Origin of the sequence: Engelhardtia mirabilis, assembly GCF_007748095.1 — a bacterium.
Taxonomy (GTDB): Bacteria; Planctomycetota; UBA1135; order UBA1135.
Genome location: NZ_CP036287.1, coordinates 3,264,431 through 3,289,334, shown reverse-complemented (window position 1 = coordinate 3,289,334; position 24,904 = coordinate 3,264,431). Strand labels below are relative to the sequence as shown.

At 70.1% G+C, this 24,904-nt stretch carries 20 protein-coding genes; 5 read left to right on the top strand and 15 right to left on the bottom strand.

The window, feature by feature from the left end; all coding sequences use genetic code 11:
* Window positions 1-7 precede the first annotated feature (7 nt).
* Window positions 8-1,885, bottom strand: coding sequence for a hypothetical protein (locus tag Pla133_RS12055; RefSeq protein WP_145065516.1), 1,878 nt, complete (start codon window positions 1,883-1,885; stop codon window positions 8-10).
* A 167-nt stretch (window positions 1,886-2,052) separates the two neighbouring features.
* Between Pla133_RS12055 and Pla133_RS12050 the strand changes: the two genes are divergently transcribed.
* From Pla133_RS12050 to Pla133_RS26240, 5 genes are all read left to right on the top strand, one after another.
* Window positions 2,053-2,262 (top strand): hypothetical protein, encoded by a 210-nt coding sequence (locus tag Pla133_RS12050; RefSeq protein ID WP_145065513.1) that lies wholly within the window; start codon window positions 2,053-2,055, stop codon window positions 2,260-2,262.
* Window positions 2,263-2,502: 240 nt separating this feature from the next.
* The gene (locus Pla133_RS12045) at window positions 2,503-4,293 is read left to right on the top strand and encodes a carbamoyltransferase family protein (RefSeq protein WP_145065510.1); all 1,791 of its coding nucleotides are present in this window, start codon (window positions 2,503-2,505) and stop codon (window positions 4,291-4,293) included.
* A gap of 60 nt (window positions 4,294-4,353) precedes the next feature.
* Window positions 4,354-5,940, top strand: coding sequence for a DUF5989 family protein (locus Pla133_RS12040; RefSeq protein ID WP_145070878.1), 1,587 nt, complete (start codon window positions 4,354-4,356; stop codon window positions 5,938-5,940).
* Between the two features lie 90 nt (window positions 5,941-6,030).
* A complete protein-coding gene (locus tag Pla133_RS26245; protein WP_419192416.1) occupies window positions 6,031-6,189 on the top strand; it encodes a hypothetical protein in 159 nt (52 codons plus the stop codon).
* 55 nt (window positions 6,190-6,244) lie between these two features.
* Window positions 6,245-6,403, top strand: coding sequence for a hypothetical protein (locus Pla133_RS26240; protein ID WP_419192415.1), 159 nt, complete (start codon window positions 6,245-6,247; stop codon window positions 6,401-6,403).
* Window positions 6,404-6,676: 273 nt separating this feature from the next.
* Here Pla133_RS26240 and Pla133_RS12035 read toward each other — a convergent pair whose 3' ends face one another.
* The 14 genes from Pla133_RS12035 to Pla133_RS26235 form a co-directional block, all read right to left on the bottom strand.
* Entirely contained in the window at window positions 6,677-7,018 is a 342-nt protein-coding gene (locus tag Pla133_RS12035) for a hypothetical protein (RefSeq protein ID WP_145065507.1), read from the bottom strand.
* A gap of 32 nt (window positions 7,019-7,050) precedes the next feature.
* A complete protein-coding gene (locus tag Pla133_RS12030) occupies window positions 7,051-8,148 on the bottom strand; it encodes a polysaccharide deacetylase family protein (RefSeq protein ID WP_145065504.1) in 1,098 nt (365 codons plus the stop codon).
* Window positions 8,149-8,152: 4 nt separating this feature from the next.
* The gene (locus Pla133_RS12025; RefSeq protein ID WP_145065501.1) at window positions 8,153-9,271 is read right to left on the bottom strand and encodes a GNAT family N-acetyltransferase; all 1,119 of its coding nucleotides are present in this window, start codon (window positions 9,269-9,271) and stop codon (window positions 8,153-8,155) included.
* Between the two features lie 256 nt (window positions 9,272-9,527).
* Window positions 9,528-10,937, bottom strand: coding sequence for a B12-binding domain-containing radical SAM protein (locus Pla133_RS12020; protein ID WP_145065499.1), 1,410 nt, complete (start codon window positions 10,935-10,937; stop codon window positions 9,528-9,530).
* 352 nt (window positions 10,938-11,289) lie between these two features.
* Complete coding sequence (locus Pla133_RS12015) at window positions 11,290-12,591, bottom strand: glycosyltransferase family 4 protein (protein WP_145065496.1); 1,302 nt, start codon at window positions 12,589-12,591, stop codon at window positions 11,290-11,292.
* Window positions 12,588-13,979: a lipopolysaccharide biosynthesis protein gene (locus tag Pla133_RS12010; protein ID WP_145065494.1), complete on the bottom strand. Its 1,392-nt coding sequence runs from the start codon at window positions 13,977-13,979 to the stop codon at window positions 12,588-12,590. Before Pla133_RS12010 ends, Pla133_RS12015 begins: the two co-directional genes overlap by 4 nt.
* A gap of 7 nt (window positions 13,980-13,986) precedes the next feature.
* Entirely contained in the window at window positions 13,987-15,150 is a 1,164-nt protein-coding gene (locus Pla133_RS12005; protein ID WP_419192444.1) for a glycosyltransferase family 4 protein, read from the bottom strand.
* A 5-nt stretch (window positions 15,151-15,155) separates the two neighbouring features.
* Window positions 15,156-16,397: a glycosyltransferase family 4 protein gene (locus Pla133_RS12000; protein WP_145065488.1), complete on the bottom strand. Its 1,242-nt coding sequence runs from the start codon at window positions 16,395-16,397 to the stop codon at window positions 15,156-15,158.
* Entirely contained in the window at window positions 16,394-18,604 is a 2,211-nt protein-coding gene (locus Pla133_RS11995) for a sulfatase family protein (protein WP_419192414.1), read from the bottom strand. Before Pla133_RS11995 ends, Pla133_RS12000 begins: the two co-directional genes overlap by 4 nt.
* Window positions 18,605-18,670: 66 nt before the next feature.
* Window positions 18,671-20,512 carry a hypothetical protein gene (locus Pla133_RS11990; RefSeq protein WP_145065482.1) on the bottom strand — a complete coding sequence of 614 codons (1,842 nt, stop codon included), beginning with the start codon at window positions 20,510-20,512 and terminating at the stop codon, window positions 18,671-18,673.
* Window positions 20,509-21,444, bottom strand: a complete 936-nt coding sequence (locus tag Pla133_RS11985) for a glycosyltransferase family 2 protein (RefSeq protein WP_419192413.1) — start codon at window positions 21,442-21,444, stop codon at window positions 20,509-20,511. The genes Pla133_RS11990 and Pla133_RS11985 overlap by 4 nt, the downstream gene beginning before the upstream one ends.
* Window positions 21,441-22,511 (bottom strand): glycosyltransferase family 4 protein, encoded by a 1,071-nt coding sequence (locus Pla133_RS11980; protein WP_145065477.1) that lies wholly within the window; start codon window positions 22,509-22,511, stop codon window positions 21,441-21,443. Before Pla133_RS11980 ends, Pla133_RS11985 begins: the two co-directional genes overlap by 4 nt.
* Complete coding sequence (locus Pla133_RS11975; protein WP_145065474.1) at window positions 22,508-23,647, bottom strand: glycosyltransferase family 4 protein; 1,140 nt, start codon at window positions 23,645-23,647, stop codon at window positions 22,508-22,510. Before Pla133_RS11975 ends, Pla133_RS11980 begins: the two co-directional genes overlap by 4 nt.
* Complete coding sequence (locus Pla133_RS26235; RefSeq protein ID WP_419195442.1) at window positions 23,644-24,858, bottom strand: glycosyltransferase; 1,215 nt, start codon at window positions 24,856-24,858, stop codon at window positions 23,644-23,646. The genes Pla133_RS11975 and Pla133_RS26235 overlap by 4 nt, the downstream gene beginning before the upstream one ends.
* Window positions 24,859-24,904 lie beyond the last annotated feature (46 nt).

Genomic DNA, 24,904 nt, shown 5'->3' with positions numbered 1-24,904 from the left:
TACCGCCTCAACGCTCGAGCATCGCCCGCCGCAGCTCGTCGCTCAGATCGAGTCGGATCCACGCGCTGGCGGCGATCGGTCGATCGGTCTTGCCGCGCGCATCATCGACCGCCCGCAGCTCCAAGTAGGCCACTTGGGCACCGAGATCGGCGGCCTGGCGAATTACGTGGTAGAGGGGCATCCCCTCGCGATTCGACGCCAGAAACACCTCTCGCAGGGGCAGCCTGCGGATCGAGCGCAGGACGCCATCCGGGTCGTCCGCAGCGGGTTCGATCCGTGCGGCGTCGGGCGCCCCGACCCAGGTGCCGGTGCCGTAGCCCAGCTCGGTGAAGACCACGAACTCGATCCGCGCCCCGGGATACTCGCCCAGGACCCGCAGCTCGACGCCGCTTCCGGGTTCCACGTCAGCCAACAGTCGCAGGTCCAAGGGCACACGATCCGTGGGTTGGCCGCCGTCGGTGATCTCGACCACGATGGGCGCGACCTGCAGCTGGGCTTCTCCCGGAGGCCAGCGCAGGCCGTCGCGGGGGGTCGTCACCGAGCCCCGTGGACTCTGGGCAGCTTCGAACAGACGGCGCCAGGGCCACACGGGCCGAGGCGTGCTCGGGAAGGGCTCGCGGAATCGATCGGCCACACCCCACTGGGCGACATAGGCACTGCCGTCCGCGTTGACCCGGGGGAAGGTGGCGTCGAGTACCGGCACGGCGCTGGGTTCGACGCCCTCCAGGGCCAGACGCGTGCGCTGCTCGTGGGCCGAGGCCTCGTTCGCCGCATGGCTCCAACGGCGCACGTCCAGCCGCGCATCCTGTGCCCGCTGACCCACGACCAGCAGCAGGATCGACAGGGCTGCCAGGGTCGGCACCAACCGCGCGCGGCGCCCGGGCCCCGGGGCACCCAGACACAGGGCCAAGGTCAGTCCCAGGAAGACGTCGGGCGCCAGCATCCAACGCCGGTGCACGAGCTCCAGGTCGCCCGCATCGAGCAGCGGCACGAGGGGCAAGACCGTGGCCAGAGCGGCCAGCGCCGCGCCGACGATCGCGCGGGGTCGAGCTCGCCCGGCCAGGAGTCCGAGCACCACTAGAGCGGGCAGGGCCAGGGGCAGGTTGCCCAGGCTCACGGCGGCCGAGGTGAGACCGCCCCACAGGTCGCCCCCCACCGGGCGGCCCTCGGGTGCGTAGCCGCCGACGATCTCGCCCAGAGCCAGGGTCCGTGCGACCAGGCCGACGGCAGTCCCGACCGCGGCGGGGAGTGCCCCGCGCAGGGTCGCCGCGACGCTGTCCCCTCGGCCCCAGAGCAGGGCGGCGGCGACCAGGGGCGCGGCCGCGCCGGCCTCCTTCGTGGCCAATGCCGCCAAGGCGGCGAGGCCAGCCGTCCAGCGGCGCCCCGCGAGGCTGGCCCAAGCAGTCAACAGCACGAGGGGCAGGCACTGGGAGTCGACCCGGCCGACGATCCACGTGACCGTGCCGCCCTGGTAGGGGAAGGTGATCGCAATCGCCACGGCCGCGGCCGCCGCCAGCCAGCCTCCGCCCAAGCGGCGCGCCAGGGCAGCGGCCAGCAGGGCCGAGAGCACGTGGCAGGCCAGGTTGAAGACCCGCAGGGGCAGCATCGCGGACCCCGACACAGCCTCCTGCAAACCGAGGCTCGCTGTCACCAGCGGCCGCCAGAAGAGGACCGTCCGCAGGCCGTACTGCGCGCCCCAAAGGTCCGCCCAAGGGCCCTCCCGGTGGACGTAGCCGAGGGCCGCGCTGTCCTCACTGACCGGTCCGGCATGCAGGCTGCCCCAAACCATCAGCAGAGCCCCCGCGAGGACCAGGACCGACACCAGGCTCCACACCAACCGGATGGAGTGCCCAGCTCGGCCCCCTTGCGCGTCGATCGACCCCATGGGCAGAGCCTAGCCGGCCGCCGCCCCGGGACGAAGGCGGCGACCGGCCGTTGACAGTGACTTAGGACGGCTCCCGCTGGGGCCGGCTATACTTTTCGCGCCCGACGAAGGGCGTCCCCCCCCAGGGCGGCCCCGCGCCGTCCCACGGCCCCCCACCGCATCGCCGAATGAACGCCCTGATCCAGTTCTCCGAGCGCTTCGGGAGCATGCTCTCGCGCGTGTTCCTGACGGTCCTCTACTACCTGCTGCTCGGCCCGCCCGCGCTGGTCTACCAACTGGTCGCCGACCCCCTCCGCCTGCGTCGGCCGAAGTCGGGGAACTGGTCCAAGTGGGAAGAGAACAACTCGACCCTCAGCGCCGCGCGGCGCCAGGGCTAGTTCTCCCACCGCTCCGTACAGCCCTCTGTCCGGCCTTTCGCTGGCACCCCCCTCGCGATCGAGCCCCGCGCGACCAAGTCGTCGACGCTCGCAGCGCAGCCCGCCATCTCCTCACAAGAGCCTGAATCAGCGCCCTCTCGGCCGCAGCCACCGCGCCGGAATCGCGCCCGAGTTCACGCCCCCCGCAGTGCGACACGGCCGAGAGCCGGCCGTCGCTCGCCCCTCGCCCGCAGCCCATCGATGAACGTCCTCGGCCTTTCCTTCTACTACCACGACTCCGCAGCCGCCCTGGTCAAGGACGGCGTCCTCGTCGCCGCAGCCGAGGAGGAGCGCTTCAGTCGCCTCAAGCACGATTCGGGCTTCCCCACGCTCGCCATCGAGTTCGTGCTCAGCCAGGCCGGACTGACGATCCACGACGTCGATCACATCGTCTTCTACGAGAAGCCGTTCGTGAAGTTCGAGCGCATGCTGCTCACGGCGATGGCGACGTTCCCGCGCTCGTCGGCGGTGTTCCGCGAGTCGATGCAGCGCTGGGTCACAGACAAGCTCTGGATCAAGTCGTTGATGCAGAAGGAGATGGGCGTGCCCGGCTCGAAGCTGCTCTTCGCCGACCACCACATGAGCCACGCGGCGTCGAGCTTCTTCACCTCGCCGTTCGAGGACTCCGCGATCCTGACCGTCGACGGCGCCGGCGAGTGGAGCACGGCGACCTACGGCGTCGGCCGTGGCAACAAGATCGAGATCATCAAGGAGCTGCGCTTCCCGCACTCCCTGGGCCTGTTGTACTCGGCCTTCACCGCCTACTGCGGCTTCGAGATCAACGAGGGCGAATACAAGCTGATGGGGATGCACCCCTATGGCCAGCCGAAGTACTGCAAAGAGATCTACGAGCTGCTGGAAGTCGGCGAGGACGGCAGCATCTGGCACGACATGAAGTACTTCGCCTACCACTACTCGCGTGACCAGACGCTGGCGGAGGCCTTCGGTCAGCACTTCGGAAAGCCGGCGCGCGATCCGAAGCTGCAGGACCAGTCGCTCGATCCCTACTACTGCGACATGGCCGCCTCGATCCAGAAGGTGACCGAGGAGATCCTGCTGAAGATGGCCACCTGGCTCCACAAGGAGACCGGGATGAAGAACCTCTGCCTGGCCGGCGGCGTGGCCCTCAACTCGGTCGCCAACTACAAGATCCTGCGCCAGGGCCCCTTCGAGAACGTCTACATCCACCCGGCTCCGGGTGACGACGGCGGCTCGGTCGGCGCGGCCTACTGGGCCTACAACCACCTGCTCGACCAGCCCCGCGGACCGGGTCTGACCCACGCCTACCTGGGCAGCGAGTACTCCGACGACGAGATCCGCGCCTTCCTCGAGAAGTACGACATCCCGTACACCTACTACGAGGACGACGAGGAGTTCTTCCAGTTCGCGGCCCAGGCCCTGGCCGACGGCATGGTCTGCGGTTGGTACCGCGGGCGCTTCGAATGGGGCCCCCGGGCCCTCGGCTCGCGCTCGATCATCGCCGATCCGCGCAAGCAGGAGATGAAGGAGAAGCTCAACGCCAAGATCAAGTTCCGCGAGGCCTTCCGGCCCTTCGCGCCATCGGTTCTGGAAGAGCGCGCCAACGAGTTCTTCGACTTCCCCGAGGCCGCCGACTGGTGGCCGGGGCGCTTCATGCTGTACGTCGCCCCGGTGCGCGAGGAGAAGCGCGACGTGCTCCCGGCGATCACCCACGAGGACGGCTCGGGTCGGCTGCAGACGGTCTACAAGGAGACCAACCCGGCCTACCACCGACTGATCGAGCGCTTCGGCGAGCTGACCGACGTGCCGGTGATCATGAACACGTCCTTCAACCTGAAGGGCGAGCCGATCGTCGAGCACCCCAGCCACGCCTTCAACACGTTCAGCCTGTCGGGCATGGACCTGCTCCTGATGAACAATTTCGTCGTCGAGGAGAGCGCCAAGAAGAAGATCGCCGACACCAAGTTCACCCTGCGCCACGAGGGCGACTCGGTGACCGAGATGGTCAGCTGACCGCCGCTGCCCCCCCGGTTCCACCGCTGACTCTTCTGTCTCCGCTGCCTGCCTAGATCGATGCGCGCACTCAACGTCTTCCTCTCCATCCTCGTCAGCCTCGCCCTCGGCCTCATCGTCCTCGAGGTCGGCCTACGGGTCCTCGGCAAGGGCCCAACCGTCAGCCCCCTGGTCTTCGACGGGGCGACCGGCTGGTCCAAGAAGCCGGGTTTCACCCAGACCAAGAAGACGCCGGAGCTGCGCGCCCACTTCGAGTTGAACGAGCTCGGACTGCGCGACGATCCGATGGCGACTCCGGCCAAGCCCGAGGGCGTGTACCGGATCCTGGCCCTCGGGGACTCCTTCACCTACGGCTTCTCGGTCGAACGCGAGGACCTCTTCGTCGATCAACTCGAGGATCTGATGCGCGCCGACGGCCGCATGGTCCAGGTGGTCAACGTGGGCACCGAAGCCTGGGACACGGCCCAGGAGGCCGCCTGGCTCGAGGCCCACGGGGCCGAGTTCGAGCCCGACCTGGTGCTGCTGCTGCCCTACGAGAACGACCTCTACTGGAACAGCCAGCCGGTCTACCAGACAGGCAACGGTCCCCTCGAGAAGCCCCGCTACGGGGCGGATGGCAAGCGCGAGGAGCGCAGCCTCGAAGATAGATCGGCCAAGCCCTGGCATCAGTCCTGGGCGCTGACCAAGTGGATGGGCAAGGTCGATCGCGCCGGCTTCGCGGCCCACGGGTTCACTCCGGCCGGCAGCGCCAAGGCGATCGAGAAGGAGCTCGCTCCCCTGCTCGATCCGGAGCCGGAATTCATGACGACCGTGCGCGCCCACAGCCTCGGAGCGCTGCTCGGTCTGAAGCGCGCCGCAGACAAGATCGGGGCCAAGGTCCTGGTGGCTCCCATTCCGCCCGCGACCCTCTACGAGGATGGCTGGCGTGAGCGGTACGAGTTGCCCAAGCCGCAAGGTCGTGGCCTGACCGGCCTCGACTGGGACGGCGACCGCGGCGTCGACACCTTCCTCGAGCTGGCGACGAAGGCCGGCCTCGAGACGGTCGACGCCCGCCCGGCCCTGGCCGCCGCGCGCGCGGCCGGTGATCCGATCTACTTCCGCACCGACTGGCACTTCAACCCCCTGGGCAACGGCGCCTTCGCAGGCTTCCTGCACTCCGAGCTCGAGCTGCGAGCCGACGAGCTGGGCCTGCCGGCCGCCAACGAGGGCTCGCCCCTGCCTCCGCTCCACGCCCACGTCGAGGGAATCCCCTTCTTCGTGAAGCTCTACCTGGCGCTCTTCGTCGTCCTGACGATCCTCTACTACGGCACCTATCGGGACGAGCCGAAGTGGCAGCCGCCGATCAAGGTCGCCGGCATGCTGGCCCTGGTCTTCTCGGTCTTCATCGGCGTGACCAAGCTGACCAAGGCCGCTCCCCCCGCGATCAGCCACTGGGTCATCCCTGCCTTCGGGATCGTCGTGCTGGGATTCGTTGCGTACAAGCTCGGCAACCGCATCGCGACCATCACCGAGCTGATCACGACTTTCATCCGTCGTGGGCACTGGTACTTGATGCCCCTGGTGGTCGTGCTGCTGTCGATCGGGTCTCTGCTGGTGGTTGCAGCCAGCTCCCCGCTCGTGGCGCCCTTCATCTACACTCTGTTCTAGGTCGCAAGAACGGCGCGGGCTCCGATCGGAGCCCGCACCTCCCGGGGCTGCCAACGGCCCCACCGCCCTTCCCCTGCCAGCAGATCACCGATGAGTACCCAGAGCGAGCGCGGCTTCTTGGCCGAGAACTGGCTCTGGATCGTCGTCCCCTTTCTGCTGGTGATGGGCGGCCTGGCGGCGCTGCTGATGACCTTCGGCGAAGCTGGCGGAGACGGCTCCGACCCGACCTTCATCTACCCGGTCTTCTAGCGCAGCCGCCTCCGAGTGCCCGACGCCCGAGCCCCTCACCAAGTCTGATCCTCCGATGAACAACGAAACCGACCGCGGCTTCTTGGCCGAGAACTGGCTCTGGATCGTCGTCCCCTTCCTACTCGTGGTCGGTGGCCTGACCGCGTTGATGGTGGCCACCGGCAGCGGCGGCGAAGAGGACGACGGCGGAGCCTTCGTCTACAACGTCTTCTAGGCCCGTCTTCTAGGCCGGTCTTCTAGGCCCGTCTTCTAGGCCCGTCTTCTAGGCCCCAGGCTTCGGAGCCTGGCCACCGGGCCCGGCGCGTGCAGACCCGTTGCTCCCCTGGCAGGGCGGCGAATGGAGACTCGGCCCTCGGCTCCTTCCGCGGTCCACAGCGCAGAGCTTCCCTGCCCTCTGAACGACCCGCTTCGAAGTCCCGAGCGCGTCACCGGGCCCCTCCCACGGCCGATCGCTAGGACGGCCTCGCGACCGGCCGTGTCGCGTTCGCTACGAGTCGATCCGCTCCACGTGGGGGAACATGAACTTCGGTCGCCCGTCGCGATCCTCGCAGATCTCCCCCATGGCGCCCCAGATCTCACCGACCTCGGGTGAGTGGTGCGCTTTCTCGGGAGCGCCCGCGTCGGCCCACTCGAAGATCTCGAACACGATCGGTCCCCCATCCTGCTCGAGACCGCGGTAGATCGTCGGCTTCTCTGACGTCGCCAGACCGAGGCGCAGCAGGGTCGGGTGGTGCCGCTCGAGCAGCCCCATGAATTGGTCCACGTTGGCCTGCTTGACGCGGTAGATGGCGATCACGCGGGTCAGGTTCGACGCGTGCTTCTGGCTCATGGCTGTAGTCTCTCGCTTCGCTGGTGCGGGGGTCACTCGGACAAGTCGACACCGAACCGCCGCAGGAGATCGAAGCCACCACAGGCCTCGGCCACCAGTAGGTGCATGGGCGTCGTGTCGTCCACGGGCAAGCGGCGCAGCTGCATCCGGTCGGTCCCGGGCCCATTCGTGCCCGCGTGCGTGTTCACGGCCAAATCGAAGCCGACCTCGCGGGTCACCGCGCTGGTCTCGTCGTTGTAGTCCCAGCGGCGTCCGAAGGGATAGGCGAAGGTGCGCGTGCCCCCGCCGCCCAACTCGCGGGCCAGGCTGGCGCGGCAGCCGTCGATCTCGGCCCGCGCGCCCTCGCGATCCAGCCGCGAGAGGATCACGTGGTTGACGGTGTGGCCGCCGAGCTCGATCCCGGCCGCGGCCAGGGCCCGGGCGTCGTCCCAGCTCATGTAGAGCGACGCGCACAGGGCCGCCTGGTCCCCGCCGGCGCCGGCGAAGATCTGGTCGATCACGCGATCGCGATCAACCGGGTCCGCCTCGTACTTCATGACCCGCTTGGCCTGGTAGCGCAGCCGGTCTTCCCCCGCATCCTCCTCGAGCGCGCGCCGCAGCCCCTCCAGGGCGGCCTCGTCCTCGCTCAAGGTCAGATACCGCCGCACGAACATCTCCGTCGGCGCGTCGCCCGCCGCGGGCTGGGCGATGACCCAGTGGTACTTGTGGGACCAGTTGACGACGCCCTCGTCCAGGGGCCGCGACTCCAGGAAGATCGTGGCGCTGGCTCCGTGGCGTTGCAGGATCGGCAAGAGGGCGGTGCGGTTGTCGCGGTAGCCGTCGTCGAAGGACAGGGCTACCACGCTCTTGCCATCGGACCCGGCGGCCAGCTTGTCGTGACCCCCGGCGATGCTGTCGAGGCTGTAGCGCTTGCCGAACCAGCCCAGGACCCGGTCCAGGTTGTCCGCGCGGATCTTCATGTCCGCGGGCAGGAAGCCGTTGCACTCCGCCTGGTCGACGCAGTGCCCGAAGAGGATCGTCATGCGCCTGGGCATCAAGCGATCGACCACGGCGTGCAGCCCGGTGTGGAACAGGACGCGGGCGTAGACCTCGCGCAGGTTGGTCTTGAGGGTGTGCTTCAGGTTGGCCATCGGGTCATCCCATGGTCGTGTCGTCGCGGTCGCCGTCGGTCAGGTACCAGCTCGAGGCCCGCTCGGCGCCGGCGACGACCGGATGGTCGCGATCGTGGGCGTAGCGGATCACGATCAGGTGGTTCTCGGCCTTGGGCGGCAGGAAGCCCGCCTCGACCAGGCGCTCCATCCACCAGGAGTCGTCGACGGCCGTGGCCTGGGCCATGGCCGCCCCAGCCGCGCGCAGGTCCTCGAGCCCGGCCAGGATCGCTGCCGCCCGAGCCCCGGGGTCGGGTGCTAGCACGTCGACCAGGTAGCCCAGGTGCTCGCCGGCCCGCGGCCGCTGGACCACGACGTAGCCGGCGAGGTCGCCATTCGCCGCGTGGATGCCGAGCACCGCGTGGAGCTCGGCCGGGTTGTCGATGAAGCGCCAGTTCAGGTAGGCCGCGTCGCGCCGGACCATGAAGGGGAATTCCCGCTCGACCCGCTTCGAGAGGGCGCAGACCTCTTCGGGAAAGCGCGAGAGCGGCGCGACCGAGTAGCCCGCGGCCGCCCGGCGCAGGCGGGCCTCGCCCCGGCGGCAGCGCAGCCCGGTGGCGGGCAGGAGCAGGGAGGCGAGGCGCCCGTCGGTGAAGCGCAGGGCGCGTGCCTCGGGCCCCGACCGCAGCACGAAGCTCCAGGGTCGGATCAGGCCGATCTGGTCCCAACCCAGCTCTAGGAAGATGTGCGCCGAGCGTCGGTTCGGCAGGCCGAAGACCGCCGCCCAGCCGCGCCGGCCGGCCTCGACCATCGAGGCGCGGTCCAGGGAGCTGAAGATGCCCCGCTTGCGCCAGTCCGGGTGGGTCATCACGTCGCCGGTCTGCCCCACCAGGGTCGCCGTGGACTCGTCACCGAAGGCGAGCACCCGGCGCGGGTTGCAGGCGTAGCCCGAGATGCCCTCGCCTCCCGGCGGGCGGCTGACGAAGCTCACCGCCGAGCCGTGGGGGCAGTCGTCGTAGCGCCAGCGCAGCTCCTCGGGGATCGTGCCCTTCTTGAAGCAGGCGTTGAACAGGCGCGCCTGCTCGGCCCGGTCCTCGGGGCCACAGCCATGCAACTGCAGCGCCTCATTCGGGACCTGGGAGGGATCGATCGTGGTCTCGCTCACGGTGCTGGGAGTCTACCGTCGCGCGCTGCCGTCGTGCGCCGGGGCACCTCCCCGCCGACCCGAAGTCACCGCCAACCGTGGCGGACCTCGACACTCAGACCAGCTGGAGCCAAGTCCATCGTCGGGAGGCAACTCCGCCGTCGAGCAAACGCTCCGAACGCCGGCGCAGCGCGCCCCTCCGAACGAGGGCGGCCCGGCGAGTGCGAAGCTCGCCGGGCCGCTTGATTCGTGGGCTGCTGCCAGCCCTCCTCCGCGATCAGGTCGCGTGCAGGTGGTCGATCTTGTTGCTCGGGGGCGGAACGATGCCGAAGGCGCGTCCGACGCGCTTGCGGGCGAAGACCGGGTTCTCCATGTAGTACATCGTCCGCTCCATCAGGCGCCGCATGCGCTGCGGGTAGGCGTAGTACCACTTCTCGTAGTTACGGACCATGTTCTTGCGGATCTCCTCCAGCTCGATCTGCGTGAAGTGCTCGTGCACGTACGCGGAACGGTTGGACGAGACGTAGTTGTCCCTCAGGTCCGACAGGTCGATGTTGGCCTGGTAGTTGTCCCAGGACTCGGTGCCGATCAGCGGGTTGAAGACCGACACGCGCACCAGGTCGGGCGAGGCCAGGCGCAGCACGCGCTCGGTCTCCTCGATGTCGGCGGGCGTCTCGTTGGGCGAACCGACGATCAGATAGACCTTGGCCCAGATCCCCGCGCGGCGGGTCATGCGGGCGGCCTCGACGATCGACTCCGGGGTGAGGTCCTTCTTGAGCACGTCCAACATGCGCTGGCTACCCGACTCCCAGCCGTAGTAGATCCGACGGCAACCGGCGCGGTGCATGTGCTTGAGCAGCGGGTAGTCGACGCAGTCCGCGCGGGTGTTGGCGATCCACTCGAACTTCAGTCCGCGGCGCAGGATCTCGTCGCACATCTCGTGGATGCGCTTCTTCCGCAGGGTCAGGATCTCGTCGACGAAGAGCACGACCCCCGGGTTGTAGGTCTTCACGATGTGCTCGAGCTCATCGACGATCAGCTCGGTCGAGCGCACGCGGAAGCCGCGGCCGGTGAGTTCCTTCTGGCAGAAGATGCATTTGAAGGGGCATCCCCGCGTGGTGAAGATGTAGGCCAGGCGCTCGGGGTTGAGCTTGAAGAAGCTCTCCATCGGCAAGAGGTGCCGCGCCGGCAGGGGCAGGTCGTCGAGCTTCTTGATCAGCGGCGGCGCGGGGTTGTCGCACCAGATCTCGCCGTCGCGCACGCCGGCGACACCGGCGACCTCGCTGATGGCCTTGTCGTCACCGGCCTCGAGGCCCTTGATGAACTGCGGCAGCGTCTCCTCGGCCTCGCCCTTGATGACGTAGTCGAAGTGGCCCGAGTCCAGGAAGATGCCCTGGTCGACCGAGGCGTGGGGACCACCCATGACGGTGATCTTGCCCTGCTCCTTGGCGTACTTGGCCCAGGCGATGGCGCGCCGGATGTTGGGCGTGAGGGCACTGAAGCCGATCACGTCGTTCCGCTCGATGGCGGACTTCATCTCGGTGTCGTTGAGGATCCGCTCGTCCGCCAGCTCGATCGGCAGGCCGTGCTGCTCCATGGCCCCGCCGAGGTAGGCGATGCCGAGAATCATGGCCAGCGGGTCCTCTTGGACGTGCGGCTTGATGTAGGTGAGGAGCGTCTTGCGCATAGCTGGGAGAGGCTGGAGCCCGGCAGACCGGGTTGAGCGCCCTGGGAGGCGGAGTTGGAGGACCCCGGCGTGGGCCGGGAACCAGTGGACGAGCACGGGCCGGGTGGTCGGATCGGGCCGGGTGGCCGGATCGAACCGGGCAGGCAGATCGAGCCGGGGGGCCTCGGAGGGGTCTCCTCGGCCCATGGCGGCTCGTATCTGGGATCAAAATCTACCCTTGGCGTCAGATTCGGGCAACCAATGCGGGCGTGCGGATTTGCATCCGTCGATCGCCAGCCCGCCAGGCCCTGCCCCTGGGTCCTGACAGCCGCCCGAGTTCGCCGGGGATGCCCCGGGCCCGTGCGGGGCCGGCTCAGGCTCGACTGCGGGCGGTCCCGGAGCGGGCCCGGGCCGCCGCGGCGGCCAAGTCGTACTCCTCGATGAACTCATCGGTGAGCCGCTCGATCGTGAAGAAGTCGACCATCCGCCGGTGCCCCGCCGCCCCCATGGCCCGCGCCCGCTCGGGATCCCGCAGCAGCTCGGCGATCCGGCCGGCGAAGCCGTCGACGTCGAAGGGATTGACGATGAAGCCGGTCTGCCCGTCCAGGACCACCTCCGGGCTGCCCCCGAAGACCGTGGCCACGACCGGCTTGGAGTGCTCCATGGCCTCCAGGTTGACCAGACCGAAGGTATCGAAGCAGATCGACGGGGTGACGAACACGTCCACGGCGGCGTAGGCCTGCTGCAGTTCGTCCCCGTCCAGCCAGCCGGTCGGCACCACGCGCTCCGCGACCCCCAGCTCGGCCGCCAGGGGGGCGAACTCGCGGTCGTACACGTCGCGCTTGCCCATCACCATCAGCCGCAGCCTGGGGAACTCCCCGGCCAGCTTGGCGACCATCTGCAGGAGTTGCCCGACCCCCTTCTGCTCGTGGAGCCGCCCGCCGATCGCGATCGTCTGGGCGCCCTCCAGACCCCGGGCAACCCGGAAGGCAGCCACCTCGGCCTCGGTCGGCAGCCGCCGCTGGGGCCGAATCGCGTTCCAAACCGTCCGATCGACGCGGATCCCATTGGCCGAGATCGCCCGCCCGAGCTCGTCGGACACGACGGTGAAGCGATCCACGTCCCGCGCCAGGATGCGCCGGATCGCCGCGTTGCGCCCCGGCCGAAAGCGCAGCCGCTGGCAGGGGATGCACTTGGACCAGTGGGCCGGGTAGTCGCGCAGCTCCCCGCCCGCTGCGGGACCACCGTGGAAGCACGTCAGCTTCTGGTAGCAGAAGGTCATCACGTCGTGGGACGTGAACACGACCCCCGCTCCCCGACGGCGGGCCGCCGCGAGGGCCGCGTAGGAAAGGTGCGTGTGGATCAGGTGGGTGTGGATCACGTCGGGGCGGTACTCGTCCAAGACCGCCGCCAGCGCCGCCCTCGTGCGCGGGTTGTCGAGCCCGACCCAGCCCCGCCAGCGCGGGTTGTAGTCCGAGTGGGCCAGGAAGACCCGGCTCCCGAGCACTTCTTGTTCGCCGAACGTCGCTCCGGCGAGAAGCCCTGTGTCCTGGGTCACGCTCAGCACGGCCGCCTCGTGGCCGAGCTCGCGCAGGCGCTCGGACTCCTGGTACATCTGTCGGATCGACGACCCGATCCGCGGGTCGTAGAGGTCGTTCAGGTGCAGAATTCTCACAGGCCTGCCTCCCCCGTCGCCTTGGCGGCCACGGGAGCTGCCTCATCGAACATCCCGCGTCCCCGACCCGCTCGGAAGTAGCGCGCGATGAACGCCAGGTGCACGCCCCCCCAGGTGTGGATCACGACCATGCCCCAGGCGGCGCCGGTGGCGGGCGAGATCAGGCAGAACCAATAGACCATCGGGATCGTCACCAGCATCGAAGCGATCGCCAGGCGCAGTCCGAAGTTGAGCTGGTTGGTGAGGATGTAGTACGAGTCGAAGGCCACGGCGAAGCCGAGGATGCCGTAGCCGATGGCCAGGATCGCGCAGAGTTGGGGCACCGGGCCGTGGAAGTCCGGCGGCAGGAACCAGGTCACCGGTAACTTCACGAGCAAGAGAGCCACCAACACCCCCACCCCCGTGATCAACCCCGAACCGACCGTGACGCGCTGGAAGGCGCGTTCGAAGGCCACGTCGTCGCGGCGTCCGGCGATCTGACTCAGGGCCGGCAGGGCGGTGCGGCTGATGCCCTGCAGCGCGATCACCGGCACCTGCATCACGCGCTGGGCGATGCGGAAGTAGGAGACCCACTGGTCGGTGTGGGGGAAGCCGATCGAGCGCCCCGCGTGCTGGATGAACAGCGGCGGGAGGATGTTCCCAGCCAGGGCGTCGATGCTACGCAGGGCCCCGATGCGAATCCCCAGGCGCAGGCCCTTGCGCAGCGGAACGTCGCGCACGTGGGCCAGGATCACGCGCGGCGTGGGCAGCTCGGTATCCGGATCGTGGGCAATGCGACGGTAGAGCACGACGCCGATCACGGAACCGACCACGGTGGCGCCGAGAGTGCCCAAGAGCGGTCCACGGGCGTCGCCGATCGCGAGGGCGCCGATGACGACCAGGATCAGCCGACCCAGCTCGGTGCCCAGCTCCAATCTCGCCAGCTCCGACATGCGACGGGAGGCCTGGAAGGTCGTCGCGGCAACGACCCGCGGCAACTCCAACAGGGGCGAAGCGCACAGCCACCAGGCCATGTCGCCAACATGTCGACTGTCCCCCACCGCGGCGCCGAGGGGCGGCAGCACGAAGTAGCCGACCACCAAGAGGAAGATGCCCGCCAGGGCATAGACCTTCACGAGGAAGGCCTGCCAGGAAGCGATCTTCTCGACCCGCTTCTGCGCCAGGTTGGACGCGATCTGGGTCACGGCCGCCTGCATGACGCCCGTGTTGAAGACCATGAAGAACAGCCCGTAGAGCGAGACCGCGGTGATGTACTCACCCATCTGGTCCGAGCCGATCGCCCAGGACACGACCACCACGCCCAACAGCGAGCTCAGGGCAACGATCGCGCCCGAGGCCTGCAGGATCGCCGAGTCCTTGAGGAAGCGGCTCTGTAGCAGTCGCTTCATGTGGCGCTCAGCGCCCCACTTTCAGGATCTCGCGGTACAGCGCCAGGACGGCGTCCGCATTGCGCGCCCAGGTGTTGGAGCGCGCGTGGGCGCGGCCCTGGGCGCCGAGGCGCGCTCCTAGAACGGGATCGGCGATCAGGCGCTCGAGCGCATCGCGCACGGACTCGACCTCCGGCTCGCACAGGTAGCCGGTCACGCGATCGACGATCGCATCCTCGGCACCACACTCCAGGGTCCCGATCACCGGCTTGCCGCAGGCCGAGGCCTCGAGGTAGACGATCCCGAAGCCCTCGAACCCGCCGTCGGAGGCGGTCACCGGCGTGTGCACGAAGACCTCGCAACGCTGTTGCAGGTCGATCTTCTCGGCCTCGGTGATGTTCCCCAGGAAGTGCACGCGGTCCGCCATCCCCGCCTCGGCCGCGATCGAACGCAGGCGCTGCTCGTAGTCGTCCTCCGACAGGCGCCCGACGATGAAGTGGTGCAGGTCCGGATGGTCAGCGGCCACCTGCACCCAGGCGGCCAGGGCCAGGTGGTGGCCCTTGCGCTCCTTGGTCTCGCCCACGCCGAGGGTGAAGCGCAGGCCGTGCCAGGGGCGCGCGCCCAGGTGCTGTTCGGCCTCGAGGGGCTCGACCTCCACGCAGTTCGGGATCGTCCGCATCCGCGGTAGCTCGATCCCGGTGGTCTCGAGCACGTCCGCCAGGCGCCGCGCCGTGTAGGCTGAAACGGTGATCATCCCGTCGAAGCGCCGGTAGGCCCAGGCGGCCAGGCGCCGGTGCCGCTGGTCGAGCACCGGCTGCACCGTGTAGGTCCCGTGGGCCGTGGCTACGCAGGGAACCCCTGCCAGGCGCGCTCCCAAGAGCCCCACCAGGTTGTGCGGGTAGTCCTTGATCGCGTGGACCAGATCCGCCCTGCGCGCCACGCGCCAGGTGCGCCAGGTGGACTGCACCAGGCTGACCCAGAAGCGCAGGGGCGACATGTAGAAGAAGTAGTCCGGGGGCAGCACCACCTCCACGGGCCAACTCGGCGGCACCGATTCGGAGGTCGGTCGGTGCTTGCGCGCCAGCAGCACCTGCACCTCGAGCTCGGGATCGCGCGCCTGCAACGCCTTGAGCAGGCACACGGCATAGCGCCCGACCCCGTCCAGGTCGGAGAGCGAATCGGTCAGGAACACGACCTTCAAGCTGCACCTCCGGCCACGCCGGTGCGGGTCTGCATCCAGTCCAGGAGCCGGCGCGCACGCGCGCGCCAGGAGTGGCGCTGGGCGCGAATCCGCCCGCGCTTGGCCAAGTGGTAGCCGAGGTGCCGATCGTCCAAGAGCCGCCGAATCCCCTCCGCCAGGAGGGAGGGCGAATCGGGCTCGACGAAGATCGCCTCCGAGGCCGGGTCGAGGATGTCGCGCAGGCTGGGCAGGTCACTGACGACCATCGGCAGCCCCGCGGCCAGGTATTCGAAGACCTTCAGCGGCGAGGTGTACTTGGCGCTGATCGGCGGGTACGAGCGGTTGGGTACCACCCCCACGTCACCGGCGACGAGATACGACAGAACCTTCTCCGGAGCCACGAAGCCGTCGAAGCGCACGTTCGAGAGTCCGCTGGCGTAGTCGCGGAGCTGGGCCACGTCCGCGTCCATGCCGCCCGCGATCACGAAGCGCACCTCGGGCAGCCGCCGCGCCGCGTCGACCAACACGTCGACGCCCTTCCAGTCCAGCAACCCGCCCGTGTAGACCACCAACGGCACCTCCGCGGGCACGTCGATCGCGGCGCGGGCGGCGGGCACCGTCAGGCTGCCGTCGAAGCGCTCCAGGGCCACGCCGTCGTGCTCCACCACCAGGGCCTCGTCCGGAACGCCCAGGGCCAGCAGATCGTCGCGAACTCCGCCGGAGATGGCCACGACCCCGCGCGCGCGCTCGGCGACCTCGCGCAGCCAGCGGCGGCGGGTGGATCCGCCCGGGACGCGGTGGATCTCCACGAACACGCCCCCGTGTCCAGAGCGCAACAGGTGCACCGCGCTCTCGATCTCGCGTGACAGGACCAGGTCCGCGGCGGGCGGGGCGAGGCTGCGCTCCGCGGCGTTGCGGGCGAAGGTCCACTCCTGCAGGCGTGCGGGGCCGAACTGCAAGCGGCGCGGCGAACGGTCGATCCAATCCAGGCAAGGCACGGCCTCGACCTGGGGCCGCGGACCGTCGGGCACCGCGTAGTGGGACCACAAGTCGGCGCCGCCGGGCAGGGCGGGGGTCGGGATGCGGCGCGCGTGGAGCAGCCGCGTCCGCGCGCCGACGGCCTGGAAGGCGGCCGCCATCTGCGCCACCTGGAGCGACTGGGCCCGTTGGGAGGGCATGCGCGCGTTGGCGATCAGGTCCAGTCGGGGTCCGTCGGTGGATGGATTCTCGCCCGCGGAGTTGGAGCTCGTTGCGTTCACCAGGAGCCGTCCTCGGCCCGTTCGGCGCGCCGCTCCAGCACTCGATCGCGCAGCTCGCCCACGTACTGGTTCCAGCCGGCGGCGTAGCCGAGTTGCTCCAACTTGTCGGCCTCGGCCTGCGCCCGCGACCCTCCAGCCGCCAGGGCCGCGTTCTGCTCCGTCTCCAGGTCCCGCGCCGAGCGCGCCACGGATTCGACCGGGATCGGCATGGTCGCGTTCCACTCGAGCAGGGCCGCGCGCAGCCGGTCCACGTCGACCATCACGCGTTCGACGTTCTGTGGTGTCGCCACGCGTTCGTTCCCGCCGCGCACGATGTCGGCGAACAGGTCGGTCTCCCCGGTCGGGTCCTGGTCGAAGTCGTGGAAGCGCACCGACCCGATGCCCTCCTCCAGGACCACCTGCCACCCATCCGGCAGGACCGCGTAGCGCTCCAGCGTCAGCATGTTGCGGCGATCGAAGATCGACACGTAGGTACCGTCCTCGGCGAAGGCGAAGGGCTTGTGGTCCTGTCGCTCGCCGCGCACCAGGGGCAGCAGGCTGCGGCCGTCCACCTGGTCCGAGGGCTCCTCGGAGGGCAGCGGCTCGATGCCCGCTGCGTCCGCCACCGTCGGCAACAGGTCGACGCCCTCGACCAGGGCCTCCACCCGGGCGCCGCCCTCGATCCCCGCCGGCCAGTGCAGGATCAGCGGGATGTGGAGGTTGGAGCGGTACATGTGGTTGTGCTCCCAGCGACCGAAGTCGGTCCCCGGTCGCCGCCCGGCGCCGAAGTCCTCCCCGTGGTCGGAGGTGACGATGATCAGCGTGTCCTCCAGCAACCCCTGCGAACGCAGCTCTTCCACCAGCAGACCCACGTGGTGGTCGGCCTGGGCCACGCCGCCCAGGTAGAGGTCGTAGATCTGGCGCAGGTCCGCGTCGGTCGGGTCCCAGTCGCCGAACTCGGCCTGCTCCAGGGCCACGCGCATGTCGGCATAGAAGGTCTGGATCGGACCGTCGTAGTCCGGATCCACGTAGTCGGAGCGGAAGGGTTCCGGCGGGTCGTAGGGCGTGTGGGTCGAGTACAGGTGCAGGAAGAGCGCGAAGCGCCGATCCGCATTGCGCCCGATCCAGGTCCGCGCCGAGTTCACCAGCAGGTCGAGGTCGAGCTTGCCCTCGACCTTGGCGCGCAGGATCGAGGGCACGAGCTCCGAGCGGAACACGCTCCAGCGGCTGCCGAGGTCGACCAGGTCGTGCCCCATCATCAGCTCGCGGTAGGCGTCGAAGCCCGCCATCAGCCCCGAGCCGTGGGACAGGGCCCCGGTCATGAAGGCCGAGGCGACCACGTCCCCCTCGAGCATCCGCGTACCGTCCGCGCGCACCCCGCCGTCGAGCAGCTGGGTGAAAGTGATCCCTGGCTCGACGCGCAGCTCCGGCCCCATGGTCAGGATCCCGTGGCGGCGCGGGTACTGACCGGTGAAGAACGACGCGAAGCTCGCGCCGGTGAAGGGCGCGTTGGCGAAGGCGTTGTCGAACACCGCCCCGCCGGCCGCCAGGGCGTCGATATTCGGCGTAGCCACCGTTCCGTTCCCGTAGCAGCCCAAGACGTCGGCCCGCAGCGCGTCGATCACGATCAGGACCACGTTGGGCACCTCGCGGTTGCGATCGTTGATGCGTCCGCGGTCCGACACCGAGCGGCTCTGCCCTGTGGCCCAGACCGCGCCGACGGACACCAGCAGCAGCGACAGAGCCGTAGCGCCAGCCCGAAGGCCGAATCGCGTCCGGGCCAGGATAGAACCCGCCGCAATCCCGAAGACCACGGAACCCAGGGCCAGGGCGCCGCTGACCGCGAGCCGCGGGGCGGAGGTGGCCGGCATGCCGTAGAAGAAGCGCTCTCGGGTGTGCCAGTACAAGAGCACGAACGCGCCGGCCGCGAAGCCCAGGGTCAGCAGGGTCGCCGCGGCGAACCTGGCCGTGCGTCGGCGCAGGAACAAGAGCCAGGCGAGCAGTGCGGTCGGCAGCAGCCACAGGGCTTGAACGCCGGCGTAGAGCATGGCCGCCGCACTGGCGCCTCCGACGAGGTCGCTCCAGCGGTCGATGCGCGTGGCCTCGATGGCCGTGGCCGGCAGGGCGCGGAAATGCAGCCAGGCCATGAGACCGTCGACGGCTCCGGCGAGGGCACCGGTGATCAGCGCCGCCCACAGGGCAGTGGCCGCAAGCCCCAGCAGCCCCATCGGAGCGTGCTGCGGGCGGATAGGGGGATGTTCGACGGGGGGCATCGGAGCGCGGGGCCTCGAAGACTACCCGATGCCCCCAGCGGGACCGCCGGGGCTGGGCGAGGAGCTGGAGGGACCGATTCGATAGCCGATCACGGGTCCGCCGATCGGCGTCCGCGCTCCCGGATGCAAGAAGGTCACCCGACGCGCGGCACCGGCCGAGGCCAGGGCGTCGCGCACGGCCAGGCCCTGACCGTCGACGCGGAAGGTGCGCTCGAGGGCCGACCCGACCACGTGTTCGCCGTCGCGGTGGGCCAGGCGCGAGCGCACCACCAGGCCGTGATCGATCAGGTCCACTTCAGGTTCGGCGTCGAAGGCGCTCGAGACCCTGGGGTGGGCGAAGGCCAGGATCCCGCGGCGGGCCACCGCTAGCGGCGTACGCAGGGCCGAGCCCAGCCGCCCCGCACGGGCCTCGACCCGGGCCAACCACAGGGAGAAGCGCAGTTCCTCGCCGCCGGCGCGCCAGCCGCGGGCGGGTGCCAGGTGCCCCGCCAGTCCGCTCCACTCCGCGAGGTTGTGGCCACCAAGGCGACAGCGCGGCAGGAGCTCGCGGCCCGAGCCGCGCTCGACCACCCTCAACAGGCCGGCGCCGAGGGGGCTCCCGTGGTGAACGTTCGGTCGGGGCCGCGCTCCGCGAACCCAGGCGACGACGCAAGCGTCCTCGAGGCGGGCGACCTGGGCTTCCGCGAACCAGCGCACGCTGGGCTGGACCTGCCCCTCGTCCGTGTCGCTCGCCGCGGAGAGCTCGGGCAGCGCGCGCGCGGCCCAGCAGGCGTGTCCGGCCCAGAACAGCGGGCACTGGTAGCTGCGACCGCGACCGGGACCCGGACGGTGGCTCGTGGGCTGCCCGTCGCCGGTGAGGTGGTCGCCCCAGACGCGGTGGGCGCGCCGAGCGGCCCGCAACCAGTCGTCGCGACCGAAGAGGGCTCCGCCCCGCGCCAGGGTGAAGACGTCGAAGGGATGGGACGCGACCTCGTAGGTGGCGCCCCAGTACCAGGGCTTGGCCTCGACCAACCCGCACTTGACGCCGTCGGGCCCTTGCAGGCCGGCGAGGAAGTCGAGGCCTGCCTCGAGCCCCTCGCGTTGCTGCGCGGCCTTCGGCTCGAGCCCGAGTCCAGGCAGGGCGAAGAGCAGGAAACCCGTGACCCGCGACTGGTAGAAGCTCGAGACGTCGCTGGCGCCCGGATGGCCTGCGCCCCACTCGAGCGGGTGGTAGGGATAGCTGCCGTCGGCATGCTGGATCGCCGCCAGGATCTCGACCGCTCGCCGTCCCGCCTCGACGAGCACACCGTCGCCGGGTGCCTGACTCTCGCCCTCGAGCAGCTCCGGATAGCGACGCTCCACTTCGATCGCGCGGGCGAGGCCGGTCAAGGCCCAGGCGCGCTGGGCCGGCACACCCTTGTCCACCGCCGCATAACGCAGGTACGTCCGCGCGTGGAGCACGCAGGCCCGCGCGAAGGCGGCGCGGTCGTCGGCGCCGAGGGAGTCGCCCAACTCCAGCACCAGGGACCCCAGGGCATCGCTGCACGCCCCACCGTCGATCACGCTGTTGGAACAGTTGAAGGGATCGTGGCGCCCGGGCCGGAAGGTGAAGCACGGGCTGTCGCCCTCGCGCTCCAGCCGCGCCACCAGCCGTCGGCCCTGGGCCACGGCCGCATCGAGGTAGTCCTGGCGCCCCAGGGCGCGACCGAGCTCGAGGGCCAGGATCGCCACACAGGCGCTCTTGCCCGTGTGCTCCACGCCATGTTCGGGGCAGATCAACCGGCCCTGGGAGTCGGCCAGGCCCAGGGCCCAGTCCAGGGCCCGCTCCAGGGGGCGCGCGAGCTGAGCGTCGATCGTCGCGCTCTTCACGGGTGAACTGCTCACGAGCGCAGGAACTCCCGGAAGGCCTCGGTGATCTGGCGCGTGTCCTCGTGGGGCTTGCCGCGCAGGGCCAGCAGGAGGTTGCGGAGCCAGTGGTCGAACCAACTGAGCGACACGCAGACCTTGACCCAGACCCCGGCCGCCGCGCCGAAGTGCTTGCGGTAGTAGGCCAGGCGATTGCGCTGCCACTCGGGCAGGAAGTTCGCGAAGCGCGACGTCGATGCGCCCACGTGGTGCACCACGCGGGCCTCCGCCAGGTAGCGCGTCTTCCAGCCCGCCTTGGCCATCCGCAGGCTCAGGTCGACGTCGTTGTAGAACAGCCAGAACTGCTCGTCGAAGGGTCCGATGTCGTCCAAGACCGAGCGCCGCACCAGCAGCACCGCCGCCGGGGGTTGGTCCACGTCGCGACTCGATTCCTGGTCCCAATCGCGCAGGTAGTAGCGCCGCATCTCGCGGCTCTCGGGGAACCAACGACGCACGGGCGGGTCGTAGAAGAAGGGCGTGGCCAGCCCGGGGAAGCGCATGCAGGTCGGCTGCACGCGGCCGTCACGGTGCACCAGCTTGGGCGCCACGGCCCCGTAGCCGGGGTTCTCGTCGAGCCAGGCCACCATCAACCCCAGGGCGTCCGGCGCCATCTCGGTGTCGGTGTTGAGCAACAGGACCAGGTCCTGGGTGGCCAGCTCGATGCCCTGGTTGCAGCCCCGCGCGAAGCCCTCGTTGCGCGCGTTGCGAACCAGCCGCACGGCCGGGAAGCGCTCGGCGATCATGTCCGCGGAGCCGTCCTCGCTGCCGTTGTCGACCACGATCACCTCTTCCACCGGGCGGTCGGAGGCGTACAGGAACTCGAGGCAGATACGCGTCAGGTCGATCGTGTTCCAACTGGGAACGACGACCGAGACCGTGGACCGCGGTCGATCGGTGGGAGGTGTGCTCACCAGTCGCTCCCCCCGCCCATCTCCAGCACCAGGTTCGCCATCAGCGCTTCGACCTCGTGCTCGTCCTCGACGATGGCGCGCAGCGCCCGGCCCAGTTCGGCCCGCTGGGGCTCGGCGAGGTCCAGCAGAAACCGTGCGCGCTCCACCAGGCCACGGACGTCCCCCGGCGCGAAGCGCAGGGCCTGGGCCCTGGCGCCCAGGGAACGGAAGACGTGGTCGAAGGAGTCGTTGCAGCTCAGAACGGGCCGCCCGGTGGCCATCGCCTCGAGGACGACCTTGTCCACGCTGCCCGTGTGGCTGGAGTTCACCAGCAGGCTCGCACCGGCATAGACCGACGCGATCTGCGTGTAGGGCACCTTGCCCGTGCGCTCGACCGCGTCCCCGAGACCCAGCTCCGCGATGCGCGCGTCCACCCGCAGGGCATACTCGTCATCCCCGCTGGCCAGCCCGGCGCCCACCAGTTGCAGGACCACGTCGCGACCCTCGGCGCGCAACTGCGCCAGGGCTTCGATGATGGTCAGCGGATCCTTCGCGGGCGTGAGCCGACCGACGCTGACGATGCGCTGCGGCGGCGCGGGCGCGTCCGCGGCCATCGGGAAGTGCACGAGGTCGATCCCGTGCCCGGTGACGACCTTGTTGGGCGGATCGAGGCGCAGGGACTCCGGACTGGCGGTGAAGACCTTGTCCACCACCCCCACCGCCTTGCGCAGGCGCGCATCCACCCCGGCGTGGGTGTACCACAGGAACAACCCCGCCCCGGCGCGGCGCGCGGGTCCGCGGGCCACCAGGGCGTAGCGCGGCACCATGTGGGCCAGCACGGCGTCGAAGCCGTCGTCCAAAAGGGCCTCGCGCAGGACGCGCTTGTAGCGCAGGTAGCGCCGAACCCGCCCCTTGCGGCCGATCTCGCGCCAATCGACGTTCTGCGGCAGGCCGCGGGTCTCACCGACCTCCAGCGCCACGACACGCACCTGCTCCACGTGGTTCGCGAGCCCCTCGATCCAACGCACGACGAAGCCGAGCACCGCGTCGTCGCGATCCAGTACCTGGGTCAGAAGGAGCAGCCTCATCGCCTCACCGCCTCCAGACCCACCAGGTCGTGCAAGCCCCGCGCGTAGCCCTCGAGCACCCGCGCGTACTCGAAGCGCTCGGCGATCGAGCGCGCCGCGGCGCCCATGGCCAGGCGCCGGTCCTCGTCCTCGAGCAGATGCTCGATCGACTCGGCCAGCGAGGGGGTGTCGAAGCCACACAGGCGCCCGGCCGCCCCGTCCGCCAGCAACTCCCCCATCACTCCGACTCGGGTGCTGACCGCAGGCGTGCCGCAGGCCATGGACTCGACCGTGACGCGCGGGCCCCCCTCGCAGGTGGAAGCACAGACGAGCACGCGACTGGCCCGATAGCTGTCGGCCAGGTCCGTGGCCGTCGCCACCCAATCCACGAAGCGCACCTGATCCCCGAGGCCAGCGCGGGCGACGCGCGCCTCGGTCGCCGCGCGCAGGGGCCCGCGACCGATCAGGGTCGCGCTGACCCGACGCCCGCGAGCGCGCAGGAGCGCCAGGGCGTCGACGATGCGGTCGAGTCCCTTGTTGTTCACCATCCGGCCCACGAACAGCACGTCCTGCTGGATCTGCACCGGGGCGCTCGGCGGCGCGAAGAGCTCGAGGTCGATGTAGAGCGAGGGCAGCACGGTGATCTGCGCGTCCGGCACCCCCCAGCGGCGCAGCAGCGCCGGCATCTCACCCGAGTTGACCACCCGGAAGGCCCGCGCCCGCGATCGCGCCCAGGCGATGTAGCGCCGCGCCACGAAGCGGTCGAAGACCTCGCGCTTGTCGGCGGCGACGGGAATCCCGGGCACGTGGTGGATCTCCGACAGGTAGGGCACGCCGCTGCGGGCCGACAGGCTCGCCGACCCGATACCGTTGTAGAACCAGCCGTAGTCGTGGCTGACGATCAGGTCGGGCCGCTCGCTCGCGATCAGCTCCGACCCCCGCCGCTTGATGAAACCGACCATCGCGGCGCGACCCCCGGAGGCCGGGTGCAGGTGCACGTTGCCGTGGATCGACTCGGTCGTGACCGGACGATCGGGTCGCGGGCACAGCACGTCGATGCGCTCGAACCAACGCGAGAACTCGCGCTGCATCTGGAAGAAGGGCCCTTGCTCGCCGATCGACGACTGGCGATCGCCACTGACCATCAACAGCTTCATCGAGCAACCTCCGTGCGGCCCAGGGCCAGGGCCTCCGCGTAGACCGCCTCGAGCCGGTCGGCCAGGGCCGCGCCAGTGTGCCGCGTCCGAGCGACTTCGCGGGCCGCGCACCCCATGGCAACGCGACCGGGTCCGTCGTCCACCAGGCTGGCCATGGCCCGGGCCAGGGCCGAGACCATGGTCTCGGGGTCACCATCCGATCCCACCAGCCGTCCGGTGACGCCGTCCTCGATCAACTCCGGCACCCCGCCGACCGCCAGCGCCACGGCCGGACGCCCGGCGGCGGCGCCTTCGATCAACGCCACCGGCAGGCCCTCGTTCTTGGATGTCAAAAGGAGCAGGTCGAGGGCGGCGTGCACGGGCAGCACATCAGCCACCGCGCCGAGCAGGTGCACCCGCTCGCGCAGCGACCCCGGCAGGGCCGCGCGCGCCGCTTCCAAGGGGGCTCGACCCTCGCCGTCGCCGACGAAGGCCAGGTGCAGGCGGGCGACTCCGCTCGCGGCTAGACGCACGAAGGCAGCCAAGGCCAGCTCCGGTCGCTTGATCGGCGCCAGCCGCCCGAGCATGCCGACCAGCACGTCCCCCGAGCCGATTCCGAGCCGGGTCCGCAGCTCGACTCCCATCGGATCCCGCGACTCCCAAAGGTCGGGCAGCGAGAGCAGGCGCTCCAACTCGACCCCGGGCGGCACCACGCGGATCCGCTCCAGGGGGCAGACTCCCAATCGGTCCAGGTCCCTCGCCGTGGCGCCGCTGACAGCGATCACCGCCGCGCTGCGGCCGGCCCAACGCCGCTCGTGGGCGATCAGGCGCCGGGCGATCAAGCGCGGGAAGTAGCCCTCGAGCACGTGGCCGTGGAACGTGTGCACCAAGGGCGCCGTGGTGCGCTTCCAGGCGGCCGCACGTCCCAGGGCGCCGGCCTTCGAGGCGTGGGTGTGCACGAGCTCGGGCCGAAACTCGGCCAGCTCCCGACCCAGGGCGCGGCGGGCGCGCAGATCGCGCCAGGGATGCGGGCCGCGGGCAAGGTGGTCGATGCGTCGCACGTCGATGCCGCGCTCGAGGGCCGCTTCGAAGAGATCGCCTTCGCCCGGCTCCGGTCGCCCGACCAGGACCCGCACTCGATGGCCGCGAGCGGCCAGGATCGGGTCGCAGGCGAGCACCTGCCGAGCCGGTCCGCCCAGGTTGAGTCGAGTCAGCACGCGGGCGATGCGCATCGGTAGGGAGCGCCCCGGGGACGGGCGGCGGCGGCAGTCTACCCGC